This is a genomic window from Paenarthrobacter sp. AT5 (assembly GCF_032764245.1).
Classification (GTDB): Bacteria; Actinomycetota; Actinomycetes; order Actinomycetales; family Micrococcaceae; genus Arthrobacter; species Arthrobacter ureafaciens.
Genome location: NZ_CP136441.1, coordinates 2340282 through 2353617, shown reverse-complemented (window position 1 = coordinate 2353617; position 13336 = coordinate 2340282). Strand labels below are relative to the sequence as shown.

The 13336-nt window shown below is 63.8% G+C and carries 10 protein-coding genes; 9 read left to right on the top strand and 1 reads right to left on the bottom strand.

Annotated features, from left to right (window positions below):
- Positions 1-47: 47 nt before the first annotated feature.
- From RI444_RS10725 to RI444_RS10710, 4 genes are all read left to right on the top strand, one after another.
- Positions 48-1007: an ABC transporter ATP-binding protein gene (locus RI444_RS10725; protein WP_062096852.1), complete on the top strand. Its 960-nt coding sequence runs from the start codon at positions 48-50 to the stop codon at positions 1005-1007.
- Positions 1004-1768 (top strand): ABC transporter permease, encoded by a 765-nt coding sequence (locus RI444_RS10720; protein WP_021470421.1) that lies wholly within the window; start codon positions 1004-1006, stop codon positions 1766-1768. Before RI444_RS10725 ends, RI444_RS10720 begins: the two co-directional genes overlap by 4 nt.
- A gap of 22 nt (positions 1769-1790) precedes the next feature.
- Entirely contained in the window at positions 1791-2735 is a 945-nt protein-coding gene (locus RI444_RS10715; protein ID WP_021470420.1) for a COX15/CtaA family protein, read from the top strand.
- 795 nt (positions 2736-3530) lie between these two features.
- Positions 3531-4505: an IS481 family transposase gene (locus RI444_RS10710; RefSeq protein WP_207604780.1), complete on the top strand. Its 975-nt coding sequence runs from the start codon at positions 3531-3533 to the stop codon at positions 4503-4505.
- Between the two features lie 6 nt (positions 4506-4511).
- On the opposite strand, the gene RI444_RS10705 is transcribed toward RI444_RS10710, so the two are convergent.
- Positions 4512-5474 carry a heme o synthase gene (locus RI444_RS10705; protein WP_069694402.1) on the bottom strand — a complete coding sequence of 321 codons (963 nt, stop codon included), beginning with the start codon at positions 5472-5474 and terminating at the stop codon, positions 4512-4514.
- A gap of 441 nt (positions 5475-5915) precedes the next feature.
- On the opposite strand from RI444_RS10705, the gene tkt reads away from it, so the two are divergent.
- Genes tkt through RI444_RS10680 form a run of 5 tightly spaced genes read left to right on the top strand, consistent with a single transcriptional unit; the run spans position 5916 to position 13331 of the window.
- Positions 5916-8033, top strand: coding sequence for a transketolase (gene tkt / locus RI444_RS10700; protein WP_207605922.1), 2118 nt, complete (start codon positions 5916-5918; stop codon positions 8031-8033).
- Positions 8034-8064: 31 nt separating this feature from the next.
- The gene (tal, locus tag RI444_RS10695) at positions 8065-9183 is read left to right on the top strand and encodes a transaldolase (protein WP_062096849.1); all 1119 of its coding nucleotides are present in this window, start codon (positions 8065-8067) and stop codon (positions 9181-9183) included.
- A 6-nt stretch (positions 9184-9189) separates the two neighbouring features.
- Entirely contained in the window at positions 9190-10821 is a 1632-nt protein-coding gene (locus RI444_RS10690) for a glucose-6-phosphate isomerase (RefSeq protein ID WP_069694400.1), read from the top strand.
- 15 nt (positions 10822-10836) lie between these two features.
- The gene (gene zwf / locus RI444_RS10685; protein WP_021470414.1) at positions 10837-12393 is read left to right on the top strand and encodes a glucose-6-phosphate dehydrogenase; all 1557 of its coding nucleotides are present in this window, start codon (positions 10837-10839) and stop codon (positions 12391-12393) included.
- Positions 12390-13331 carry a glucose-6-phosphate dehydrogenase assembly protein OpcA gene (locus tag RI444_RS10680; protein ID WP_062096847.1) on the top strand — a complete coding sequence of 314 codons (942 nt, stop codon included), beginning with the start codon at positions 12390-12392 and terminating at the stop codon, positions 13329-13331. Before zwf ends, RI444_RS10680 begins: the two co-directional genes overlap by 4 nt.
- Positions 13332-13336: the final 5 nt, after the last annotated feature.

Below are 13336 nucleotides of genomic sequence, written 5' to 3'. Positions count from 1 at the left end.
ACCTTACCAACCGCATGTGACCGTACTACTTCGCGTAGAATACTTTGGTGCGATCCACCGACTCCCCTGTCCTCAGCATAGACGGACTCGTCAAGGATGTGGGCCCCCTGGCCTCCCTCGACGGCAAGATGCTCCGTGTAGTGAGTGACCTTTCCCTTGTGGCCGGTCGCGGCGAAATCACCGCGCTCCTGGGTGCCAACGGGGCCGGTAAGACCACCACCCTGGAATGCGCACAAGGACTGCAAAAACGCACCGGGGGCACCATCTCCCTCCTTGGCCAGGATCCTGATACCGCAGGTGCGGAACTGAGGTCCCGCGTCGGCGTGATGCTCCAGGACGGCGGCCTCCCGCCGTCGGCCCGTCCCCTGCCGCTGCTGCGGCATATTGCCGGCATGTACCAAAAGCCCATGGAGCTGGGCCGCCTTGTTGACCGTTTGGGCATCGACCAGTTCAGCCGGACGTCCGTGCGCCGCCTCTCCGGTGGGCAGAAGCAGCGGCTGGCCCTGGCGGCAGCCCTGGTGGGCAACCCCGAGATCCTCTTCCTCGACGAGCCGAGCGCCGGACTGGATCCGCAGTCGCGCCAGATCGTCTTCGAGCTCATTGCCGAGCTCCGCGACGCCGGCATGGGAATTGTCCTGACGACCCATTTGATGGATGACGCGGAACGGTTGGCCGATTACGTCTACATCATCGACGGCGGCCACAACGTCGCCGAAGGCACTGTCGCGGAGTTGCTGGCCCAGGAGCATTCAGCGGATATCGCTGACAGGACCCTGTACTTCGACATTCCGCCAGGGCTCGAACTGGGAGCTGCCCTCAGTGCCGGACTGCAGGTGACGCAAACCCGTGCGGGAAGTTTTACCGTCAGCGGGGCACTAACACCGGCGGACCTGGCTTCGCTGGCAGCCTGGTGGGCGGAAAAGGACATCTTGCCTGCATCGCTTCGCCTTGAGGCACGGAGCCTCGAGGACGTATTCCTGGATATCTCCGGAAGGGATCTTCGATGAGCCCGCTCCTCGGCACCAATGCCGGTCCCGCATCCCTGACGCGACGCATCCTGCAGCAGGGACGCTACGAGACCATCACCATGCTCCGCAACGGCGAGCAACTCATCCTGGCCATCATCCTGCCGCTCCTTGCATTGCTTGGATTGGTTGTCACGCCGCTGCTGGACGGTTTGGGCGGTGCGCGTGTGGACATCGCCACCCCCGGCATCCTTGCCCTCTGCGCCATGTCCACGGCGTTCACCGGACAAGGAATCGCCACCGGCTTCGACCGCCGCTACGGGGTACTTCGGTTCCTTTCCACCACTCCCCTGGGCCGCGGCGGGCTCATCGCCGGCAAGATCCTCGCGGTGTTGGTGGTGTTGTTCCTCCAGGTGGTGGTGGTCGGCGTCATCGCAGCGTTCCTGGGGTGGCAACCCCACCCGTCCGGTTGGCTTCCCGGGCTCGCGATCCTGGTTTTGGGCGCCGCGGCTTTCACGGCCCTGGGCCTCCTGGTAGCGGGCACCGTCCGTCCCGAGGCAACGCTGGCCATCACCAACTTGTTGTGGATCCTGCTGGGCGCACTGGGCGGCATTGTGGTTCCCGCCGAACGCTTGCCGGGCCTCGCCCAGGCCATCGTGCATTTCCTGCCCTCCGGGGCGTTGGGAGAAGCACTCCGGGACGCTTTCCAGTACGGATTGGTACCCGTCCCCGCCGTCGTAGTCCTCTTGCTGTGGACGGTTCTTGCCGGAGCCGCAGCCATCCGCTGGTTCAAGTGGAACTGACCCCAGAAGAATCGAGAATCCTGTGAGCACGGCATCGCGCCTACCAAAGACCGTACAGCGGCTTACGTCCAAGCTGCCCACGGAGGTGAACCGCACCGTACGCCGCCTGGCGGTCCTCTCCTTGATCGGCCAGACAGTCCTTGTAGTCACCGGCGGAGCCGTGCGCCTGACCGCATCCGGGCTGGGCTGCCCTACCTGGCCGCGTTGCACCGATGACTCCCTGGTCAACACCCCTGAGATGGGCATTCATGGCTTCATTGAGTTCGGCAACAGGCTCCTGACGTTCGCCCTTGCCGCGGTAGCCGCGTTGATGCTCGTCTACTTGTGGAACCTCCGCAAGGAACGCCGGGACCTCTTCCTGCTTGCCTTGGGCCTGCTCGCAAGCATCCCTGCGCAAGCAATCATCGGTGGCATCACGGTCCTTTCCGGCCTCAACCCGTGGGTGGTCGGGTTGCATTTCCTCGTCTCCATGGCGCTGGTTGTCGTTGCCACGCTCCTGGTCAACAGGGCATTTGGCCGGACCGGGCAGTTCATGAACAGGACGCTTGCACCGCTCCCGTCCATCCTCCGTCCCGCGATGATGGCCGTCCTGGTCTTCTCCACCATCGCGGTCATGCTCGGCGTGGTGGTGACGGGTGCCGGCCCCCACGCCGGCGACGCCGACGCTCCCCGGAACAACCTCGACTGGGACCTGTTCTCCCACATCCATGCCATCCCGGCCTACGTCATCACGGCTGGCTCGCTGTTCGCCGTCTACCTGGTGTTGCGGCACAAAATCAGCGGCCCCTTCCGTACGGCTGCCTTCCTCATGCTCGCGGTCACAGCTCTCCAGGCCGTCATTGGCTTCACGCAGTACTACAACGGCATCCCCGCGCTGCTGGTGGGTGCCCACATGCTGGGTGCGGCACTGCTCATGAGTGCCTCGACCAACGCTGCAGACCTCGCCAAGGCCAGCCCCGTTAAGTAGCCGGAGGCGCCCTGTAACTCGGGCGTTCCTCTTTCATGTCCCGTCGGGGTTTGGGCGTTCCTCTGTCACTTCCCGTCGGGCTTTGGGTGTTCCTCTGTCATGTCCCGTCGGGGTTTTGGGCGTTCCTCTGTCACGTACCGTCGGGGTTTCCGAGGATGCTCTCCCATGACGTAGACGGGACTTGGGCAACTGCATCCGGGGGGGCTTCCGGCAGGACTTCAAATTCGAGGTGGAATTCTTGGCACATATGCTCAGCATGCGGGACGGCTTGGGGTCTGATCTCGGGCGGTGATCACGAAAACTCACGCCGGAGTGCCGGCGTCGGGCTTTTTACGTTGCCGGCGTCTGGGCGACATGACCGGACGGCCTCAGTCGCAGAGGATGTGGCTAAGTGCCTTGGGATGTGCCAGAGGAAACGGCTACCCGGGTTGGGATGTGGGAGAGGAAACGGCTACCCGGGTTGGGATGTGGGAGAGGAAACGGCTACCCGGGTTGGGATGTGGGAGAGGAAACGGCTACCCGGGTTGGGATGTGGGAGAGGAAACGGCCACCCGGGTTGGGATGTGGGAGAGGAAACGGCCACCCGGGCTGGGATGTGAAAGAGGAACGTTGGGCGAGCAACAACAAAGCCCGACGTCGACGCTCAGGGGCGAGCGTCGACGTCGGGGTGTGGCGGGTTGGGCCGCTTTAGGCGACCAGCTGTACTCAGCCAACAGGTTGGTTACACCGTGAGAAGAGTGAAGACCTCTTAGGTTGGTGGTTACCACAACTGCCAACTGAATCTAAGAGGTCTTCATGTCCCACCGTAACGCCCGCCTGACACCGACCGGTAGGCGGATCATCATCGAGCGCGTCCTGTCGGGCCGTCCCATTGCTCACGTGGCTAAGGAACTGGGTATCTCCCGGACGTGCGCCCACCGCTGGGTCAGCCGCTACAGGACCCATGGCTGGGACGGGCTAGAGGATCGCAGCTCCAGACCTAAGTCATGCCCGCGCGCCACCCCGCAGAGGGTGGTTGCCGATGTTGTTGCCCAGCGGATAAAGCACCGGGAAGGTCCAGTGGATTTGGCCCAGCGCTGCGGCGTCAGCGCCCGAACCGTCTCCCGGATTTTGGCCCGGGCCCGCATGCCCAGGCTGTGGGACCTGGATCCGGTCACCGGGACGCGGATTCGTGCTTCCCGGGCCACAGACCGCCGCTACGAACGGGACGCCCCGGGAGACATGATCCACGTTGACGTCAAGAAACTCGGGCGGATCCCCGAGGGCGGCGGATGGCGGACAGACCCCGCGCAGAACCCGGCCAACCACCGTTCCTCGGGCCAGAAGCTGGGCTTTGACTACGTTCACGTCGCAGTCGATGATCACTCCCGCTTCGCCTACGCCGAGGTACTGCCCGACGAGAAAGGGCCTACCTGTGCCGGCTTCCTAATCCGGGCTGCGGCGGCCATGGCAGCCAACGGAGCACCCGTGCGCCGGGTCATGACCGATAACGCCTTCGCTTACAGGCTCTCCCGCGACTTCCAGGCCGCACTGGCACAGTTGGACGCCAAACACATCCTGATCAAACCCCGCCACCCATGGCAGAACGGCAAAGCAGAACGCTTCAACCGCACACTCCAGGAAGGCTGGGCATACCGGCAGCCCTTCACCTCCAACCAGGCCCGCACCGACGCCCTGCAACCATGGCTAGACTTCTACAACAACCACCGGCCCCACGGCAGCCTCGGAGGCAAACCACCCATCAGCAGGTGTAACCAACCTGTTGGCTGAGTACAACTAGCCGCCGATGAGGGGTGAACCGACGAACGGGTCGACGGCCAAGGCGATGAAGAGCAGTGTCAGGTAGCTGATGGAGCCGTGGAAAACCTTCATTGCGCCCTTGTTGGAGACGTCCCCGCCCTGTGCCCGTTTGTAGAGGGCGTGGCTTTCGTAGAGGAACCAGGCGCCGGTGGCAACGGCCGCGATGGTGTAAACCCACCCTGCTCCACCCACCGGAATCATCAGCAGCGAGCAGGCCACCATGGCCCAGGCGTAAAGGACAACCTGCACCGAGACGACCTTGGCGCCCGCAATCGCCCCGAGCATGGGGACCTTGGCGTTCCGGTAGTCCTCGCCGTAGCGCATGGACAGCGGCCAATAGTGCGGCGGAGTCCACAGGAAAATCACCATGAACAGTACAATGGCCGGCCACTCAACGGTGTTGGTGACTGCGGACCATGCGATGAGGACAGGGAAACAACCTGCCGCGCCTCCCCAGACGATGTTCTGGGCGGTGCGGCGCTTGAGGATCATCGTGTAGATGACCACGTAGAAAACGATCGCGCCGAGGCCCAGCCAAGCGGAGAGCGGGTTGGCGCCGAACCACAGGATGGCGATGGCGGCCGCACCGAGGAGCCATGCGAAGACAATCGCTTCACGCGGGCTGACCTCACCGGTGACCAACGGCCGCTTCTCCGTGCGGTGCATGAGTTTGTCGATATCGCGGTCGATGTAGCAGTTGAACACGCCTGCGCTGCCGGCAGCGAAGGCACCACCCACGAGGGTTGCCAGCATGAGCCCGATGGACGGGAATCCCCGCTGGGCAAAGATCATGGTGGGCAACGTGCTCACCAAAAGGAGTTCTATGACGCGCGGTTTGGTGAGAGCCAGATACGCCTTGAGCTTGCGGGAAAATCCAATGCTCCCCCGGGCCGGGGTCGCGTTGACGGGCGTATCAGTTGTGCTCACGACGGCAGTCACTCTGTTCTATGCTCTCGGGGTTTGCGCAGCGGCAGCGTCCTGATTCGCGGAATGAACCGCGGGCGCGCGAGCCGCTGGAGGCCTCCAAATATCATACCGTGGCCGGAAGCGGGCCCATGTCCGCAAAATACGCCAATGTTTCTGACTCTTCACTACCGGCTGACGCCATGGTGATTCATAAAAGCTGTTTTTCTGTCCAGTTAGTGGGATTTCCTGAGCTTTGGACCACATTTAGGGCTAAGCTGTGAAGCAGATCAGCGCGCGTCGATCTTCCGGGAAACCGTATTCTCGGACTGTCCGTGTGTCTGGAAGAAAGATCAACGTTTCAATGGTGAACGGCTGGTAGACACATTGCAGCGGGCGCCATCTGAGCTTCCTGCGCGGTCGTGTATCCGCTATCCCGCCGTCAGCACAGAGAGGGGCTCGGTTTTCGTGCCACATTTGGAAGAGCAAGAACTGTCCTGGACCGATCTGGACCAGAAGGCTGTTGACACCGTTCGCGTGTTGGCTGCCGACGCTGTGGAGAAGGTCGGGAACGGCCACCCGGGTACGGCCATGAGCCTGGCGCCCGCGGCTTACCTGCTTTTCCAGAAGCTGATGCGCCACGACCCCAAGAACCCTGAGTGGATTGGCCGCGACCGGTTCATCCTCTCCCCCGGCCACACTTCGCTGACGCTCTACATCCAGTTGTTCCTCTCGGGTTACGGCCTGGAACTGAAGGACCTTGAGGCGTTGCGTACCTGGGGCTCCCTGACCCCGGGCCACCCCGAGTACAAGCACACCGCAGGCGTGGAAATCACCACCGGCCCGCTGGGCCAGGGCCTCGCGTCCTCGGTCGGGTTCGCTTACTCCCAGCGCCGCCAGCGCGGCCTGTTCGACGCCGATGCTCCCGCCGGCGAGTCGCCGTTCGACCACACCATCTGGGTCATCGCTTCCGACGGCGACCTGCAGGAAGGCGTGACCTCCGAGGCTTCCTCGCTGGCCGGCCACCAGGAACTGGGCAACCTCGTAGTGATCTACGACGAGAACCACATCTCGATCGAAGACGACACCGACGTTGCGTTCACCGAGGACGTTCTGAAGCGTTACGAAGCTTACGGCTGGCACACCCAGCGCGTGGACTGGACCAAGACCGGCCAGTACGTCGAAGATGTCCAGGAACTCTACTCGGCCCTGCTGAAGGCCAAGGCAGAGACCACCAAGCCGTCCATCATCTCGCTGCGCACCATCATCGGTTACCCGGCCCCGAAGAAGCAGAACACCGGCAAGATCCACGGTTCGGCCCTCGGTGCCGAAGAGGTTGCCGCTCTTAAGACCGTTCTTGGCTTTGATCCTGCGAAGTCCTTCGAGGTCGATGAAGAGGTTCTCGCCCACGCCCGCAAGGTTGTTGAGCGTGGTTCCGAAGAGCGCGCTGCCTGGCAGAGCAAGTTCGAGGCATGGCAGGCGTCCAACCCGGATGGTGCCGCACTTCTGGAGCGCATCGAGGCAAAGAAGCTGCCCGTGGGCATCGACGCAGCCCTGCCGGTGTTCGAGGCGGGCAAGGACGTTTCCACCCGTGCAGCTTCGGGCAAGGTCCTGAACGCGATCGGCCCGGTCCTCCCGGAACTCTGGGGCGGTTCTGCCGACCTCGCCGAGTCCAACAACACCACGATCGAGGGCTCGCCGTCGTTCATCCCCACCTCGCGTTCCACCGACGCCTGGAAGGGCAACCCCTACGGCCGTGTGCTGCACTTCGGTATCCGCGAGCACGCTGCTGCCTCGATTGTGAACGGCATCGCCCTGCATGGCCGCACCCGTGCGTTCTCCGGCACGTTCCTGATCTTCTCCGACTACCAGCGCCCGGCCATCCGCCTCGGCGCGCTGATGGGTGTTCCCTCGCTGTACGTGTGGACGCACGACTCCATCGGCCTGGGCGAAGACGGCCCCACCCACCAGCCTGTGGAGCAGCTCGCTTCGCTGCGCGCCATCCCGGGCCTGGATGTTGTCCGCCCGGGCGACGCCAACGAGGTTGCCGCAGCCTGGAAGGTCATGCTCGAGAACCACGAGAACCCGGCAGGCATCGTCCTGACCCGCCAGAACATCCCCACGTACGCACGTGGTGAAGGTGAAGCCAGCGGTGACACGTTCGCGTCCACCGCCGGCGTGGCAAAGGGCGGCTACGTCCTGGCCGAAGCCTCCAAGGGCGGCGAAACGGTTGACGCCCAGGTGATCCTGATCGGCACCGGTTCCGAGGTCCAGCTCGCCGTCGCAGCCCGCGAAGCCCTCCAGTCCGAAGGCATCGCCACCCGCGTTGTCTCCATGCCGTGCGTTGAGTGGTTCAACAAGCAGGACGAGGCATACCGCGAGTCCGTCCTTCCGTCCGACGTGAAGGCACGCGTTTCCGTCGAAGCCGGCCTTGCCCAGGGATGGCGCGAATTCGTTGGGGACGCCGGCCGTTCCATCAGCCTTGAGCACTTCGGCGCCTCCGCCGACTACAAGCGGCTCTTCACGGAGTTCGGCATCACCGCCGAAGCCGTTGCAGCCGCTGCCAAAGACTCGCTCGCAGCCGTCAACGCATAACTGACTGCGAACTTCGAAGGAGATAAAAGACATGACCAGCACTCCCACGCAGCAACTCTCCGACGCCGGCGTTTCCATCTGGCTCGATGACCTCTCCCGCACCCGCCTGGACACTGGCACGCTGCAGAAGCTCATCGACGAGAAGAACGTCGTTGGCGTAACCACCAACCCGTCCATCTTCCATGCCGCGATCACCGCCGGCACGGACTACGATGCGACCATCGCAGCGAAGGCTGCAGAGGGTGCCAGCGTTGAAGAAACAATCTTCGCCATCACCACCACCGACGTCGCCGACGCCTGCGACCTCTTCGCACCTGTCGCTGCCGCCACCAACGGTGTCGACGGCCGCGTTTCCATCGAGGTGGACCCCCGCCTCGCTTGGGACACGGAAGGCACGATCGCCGAAGCGAAGCAGCTGTACGCCACGGTGAATAAGGACAACGTCCACATCAAAATCCCCGCCACGCTCGAGGGCCTCGAGGCCATCACGGCCGTCCTGGCCGAGGGCATCAGCGTCAACGTGACCCTGATCTTCTCCCTGGAGCGTTACCGGGCCGTCATCAACGCTTTCCAGTCCGGCTTGGAGCAGGCGAAGGAAAACGGACACGACCTCTCCAAGATCCACTCGGTGGCATCCTTCTTCGTCTCCCGCGTGGACACCGAGATCGACAAGCGCCTGGACGCCATCGGCACCGAAGAGGCCAAGGCACTCAAGGGCAAGGCCGGCGTGGCCAACGCCCGTCTTGCCTACCAGGTCTACGAAGAGCTGTTCTCCACCGAACGCTGGGCAGTTCTGGCCGAGGCCGGAGCCCTTCCCCAGCGTCCGCTGTGGGCCTCCACAGGCGTCAAGGATCCGGCCTACCCGGATACCCTCTACGTCACCGAGCTTGTTGCCCCCGGGGTCGTCAACACCATGCCGGAGAAGACCCTCGACGCAACCTTCGACCACGGCGTGGTTACCGGGGACACCGTGACCGGTACCTACGAAGAGGCCAACAGCACCCTTGATGCCCTCGAGAAGCTCGGCGTTTCCTACAACGACGTCGTGGCCCTCCTTGAGTCCGAAGGTCTGGATAAGTTCGTGGCCAGCTGGAAGGAACTGCTGGCCGACGTCGAAGGCGCACTTGCAACTGCACGGAAGGCTTCCTAACCAACAATGAGCACAATCAGCTTTGACGCCAGCGGTGCCGCACAGCAGGCAATCGCCAAGCACATTGACAGCCTGGTCGAAGACCGGATTGCCACGCGGATTTTCGCGAAGGACCACACGTTGTGGGGCCCGGACGCGGAGTCGGAGTCGGCCATCCGCCTGGGATGGGTTGAGGCTCCGGCCGTATCCCAGCCCCTGGTAGGCCAGATCCTGGAACTGCGTGATGCCCTCCGCGCCGAAGGCGTCTCCCATATTGTCCTTTGCGGCATGGGCGGTTCCTCTCTGGCGCCGGAGGTCATTGCCGGCACCGCTGGCGTCGAGCTGACTGTTCTCGACAGCACCGACCCCGAGCAGGTTGGTGCTGCCCTTACAGACCGGTTGGCGGAAACGGCGATCGTCGTTTCTTCCAAGTCCGGTTCCACTGTTGAGACCGATTCCCAGCGACGGGTCTTCGAAAAGGCGTTCAACGACGCCGGCCTGGACGCCAAGAGCCGGATCATCATTGTGACGGACCCCGGTTCACCCTTGGACAAGGCCTCGCGGGAGGCGGGTTACCGTGCGGTGTTCAACGCGGATCCGAACGTTGGCGGACGTTTCTCGGCCCTGACGGCCTTCGGCCTCGTGCCCTGCGGCCTCGCCGGCGTCGACATCCAGGCCTTCCTCGACGAAGCCGAAGAAGCCGCTGAAGTGCTCAACGAGGACTCCGCGGACAACATCGGCCTGTCCCTGGGCGTCGCTCTGGGTGGAACCACTCCCCTGCGCAACAAGATTGTCATTGCTGAGGACGGCTCCGGCATTGTCGGTTTCGCGGACTGGGCAGAGCAGCTTATCGCCGAATCAACCGGCAAGCTCGGCACCGGCGTACTTCCCGTAGTGGCGGGTTCGGACTCCCCGGAAGCCCGGGGTGGCGCTGAGGACGTCCTGGTCGTCAGGCTTGTGGATGCCGATGCCGATGTTGAACTGCGTGAGAACGAGGTCGCCATTGCCGGCGGCCTGGCGACCCAGATGTTTGTTTGGGAATTTGCCACCGCCGTCGCCGGCCGCCTTTTGGGCATCAACCCGTTTGACCAGCCCGACGTCGAAGCAGCCAAGGTGGCTGCCCGCGGCTTGCTGGACGCCCGCCCGGAGCCGACGCCGGCTGCTTTCACCGATGGTGCCGTTGAGGTCCGCGGCGGTGAGTGGTTGGGCCAGGCGGCTACCGTCAGCGAGGCCGTGCAGGCGCTGCTGAACCAGCTGGGACCTGATGGGTACCTGAGCGTTCAGGCCTACCTTGACCGCATCAGCCACGCGCCCCTCGAAGGCATCCGTGAGGAGCTTGCCGCTGTGAGCGGACGTCCGGTGACCTTTGGGTGGGGACCCAGGTTCCTGCACTCCACCGGCCAGTTCCACAAGGGCGGCCCCGCGATCGGTGTGTTCCTGCAGGTCACTGCGGCATCCTCCACTGATCTTGAGATTCCTGAGCGCCCGTTTACCTTCGGGGAACTTATCTCCGCCCAGGCATCGGGCGATGCCCAGGTCCTCGAAGGACACGGCCGGCCCGTCCTTCGCTTGCACCTCACAGAGCGTGCAGCAGGCGTGGCACAACTCCAGGACGTCGTCGCTGCTTTGGCCGGCCAGGCCAGCGCACTCGAAAGCTAAGGCACAAAAGCAAACATGCCAGAAACTGAAAACGGCAGGAAGAACGCCGGCCTGCGCAATCCGTTGCGTGATCCGCGGGACCGCCGCCTGAACCGCATTGCCGGGCCGTCGTCGTTGGTGTTCTTCGGGGTTACCGGTGACTTGGCCCGGAAGAAATTGATGCCGGCCGTCTATGACTTGGCCAACCGTGGGTTGTTGCCTCCGAGTTTTGCGCTGGTGGGTTTCGGCCGTCGGGATTGGGATGATGCTGACTTCGCGGCCGAGGTGAAGGAAAACGTGAGGGCCCACGCGCGGACGAAGTTTGACGAGGCGGTGTGGGAACAGCTTGCTTCCGGTATCCGTTTCGTCAAGGGTGAGTTCGACGACGACGACGCGTTCGAGCGCCTCGGGGATGTCCTGGACGAGCTTGACCAGACCCGTGGTACCCGCGGCAACCATGGCTTCTATCTCTCGATCCCGCCGAAGGCCTTCGAGCAGGTCTGCCGGCAGCTGTCCAAGCACGGGTTGGCGCAGGCCAGGCCCGGGCAGTGGAGGCGTGTGGTCATCGAGAAGCCGTTCGGTCATGACCTCGAATCGGCGCGGGCGCTCAATGACATTGTGGAGTCGGTGTTCCCGCCGGATGCGGTGTTCCGGATCGATCACTACCTGGGCAAGGAAACAGTCCAGAACATCCTGGCGTTGCGTTTTGCGAACCAGTTGTTCGAGCCGTTGTGGAACGCGAACTACGTTGACCACGTGCAGATCACCATGGCCGAGGACATCGGCACCGGCGGCCGTGCAGGCTATTACGACGGTGTGGGCGCGGCCCGTGACGTGATCCAGAACCACCTCCTTCAGCTCCTGGCCTTGACTGCGATGGAAGAACCTATCTCGTTCAATGCCGATGATTTGCGGGCGGAGAAGGAAAAGGTCCTCGCTGCGGTGAAGTTGCCCGAGGACCTGTCCACGCATTCGGCGCGGGGACAGTTCACCGGTGGTTGGCAGGGCGGTGAGGAAGTCCTGGGCTATCTGGATGAGGACGGCATCCCCGCCGATTCCAAGACCGAAACGTATGCCGCGATCCGGGTGGACATCAATACGCGGCGGTGGGCCGGTGTGCCTTTCTACTTGCGCGCAGGCAAGCGCCTGGGCCGACGCGTGACGGAGATCGCCGTGGTCTTCAAACGCGCCCCGAACCTGCTCTTCCGTGACCACGCCGAGGACGACTTCGGGCAGAACGCTGTGGTGATCCGGGTCCAGCCTGATGAGGGTGCCACGATTCGTTTCGGGTCCAAGGTCCCGGGCACGCAGATGGAAGTGCGTGACGTGACCATGGACTTCGGCTACGGGCATTCCTTCACCGAGTCGTCCCCCGAGGCGTATGAGCGGCTGATCCTGGACGTGCTGCTCGGTGAGCCGCCGTTGTTCCCCCGGCACCAGGAAGTGGAGTTGTCCTGGAAGATCCTTGACCCGTTCGAGGAGTACTGGGCCGGGCTGGACGAACAACCGCAACCTTACGCACCGGGCAGTTGGGGACCGGCTTCGGCCGATGAGCTCCTGGCCCGTGACGGACGAACCTGGAGAAGGCCATGATCGTAGATCTTCCCGATACAACCACCTCGAAGATTTCCAAGAAGATCACCTCGTTGCGTGAGCAGGGCGGGGTGATCGCGCTGGGCCGGGTGCTGACGCTGGTGGTGGTGACCAAGTCCGGGCAGGAAGAAGAAGCCATCGAGGCCGCGAACGAAGCTTCCCGGGAGCACCCCTGCCGGATCATCGTGCTGGCCGACGCCGGAGCGCAGGCCCCGGACCGGTTGGACGCGCAGATCCGTGTCGGTGGCGACGCGGGCGCCTCGGAAGTGATCGTGCTGCGCGGGTACGGTCAGATGGCCCACGAAAGCGAGTCCCTGGTGGCTGCGCTGCTGCTCCCGGACGCCCCGATCGTGGCCTGGTGGCCGAACGGGGCACCCGAAAGCGCGTGTGAGACCTCCATCGGAGCGATCGCGCACCGCCGGATCACCGACTCCGCAAACGAACCGGACCCCGCCCAGGCCCTGGAGAACATCCGCCGAACCTACAAGGCCGGCGACACCGACCTCGCCTGGACCCGACTGACCAACTGGCGCATCCAACTCGCTGCGGTGCTGGACCAGGTGGACAGCGATCCCGTGTCGGCCATCGCCGTTGAAGGCGCGTCGGATTCACCCAGCACGCTCCTGCTGGCGGCGTGGTTGACCTTGGCGCTGCAGGCACCGGTCACTATTGTGGCCGACCCCGCAGGAACGGGCATTCGGCGGGTGCGGTTGACGCGGGCCAGCGGCGACGTGCAGTTGTTCCGGCCGGGCCTGTCCGTGGCGGAACTGACCCAGCCGGGACAGCCTGCCCAGCGCATTGCCCTTCCGCGCCGCAGCCTCAAGGACTGCCTCGCAGAAGAACTCCGCCGGCTCGACCCCGACGAAGTCTTCGGAGAAGTGATTACGATGGGACTTCCACTTACCAGTCAAAGGAGAGTCCAGACCAGTGCGCGCTGAGCCAA

Excerpts from the sequence above, each read along its gene's own strand:
- RI444_RS10720 (WP_021470421.1), top strand. The coding sequence starts at position 1,004 with ATGAGCCCGCTCCTCGGCACCAATGCCGGTCCCGCATCCCTGACGCGA.
- RI444_RS10710 (WP_207604780.1), top strand. The coding sequence starts at position 3,531 with ATGTCCCACCGTAACGCCCGCCTGACACCGACCGGTAGGCGGATCATC.
- tal (WP_062096849.1), top strand. The coding sequence starts at position 8,065 with ATGACCAGCACTCCCACGCAGCAACTCTCCGACGCCGGCGTTTCCATC.
- RI444_RS10690 (WP_069694400.1), top strand. The coding sequence starts at position 9,190 with ATGAGCACAATCAGCTTTGACGCCAGCGGTGCCGCACAGCAGGCAATC.
- zwf (WP_021470414.1), top strand. The coding sequence starts at position 10,837 with ATGCCAGAAACTGAAAACGGCAGGAAGAACGCCGGCCTGCGCAATCCG.
- RI444_RS10680 (WP_062096847.1), top strand. The coding sequence starts at position 12,390 with ATGATCGTAGATCTTCCCGATACAACCACCTCGAAGATTTCCAAGAAG.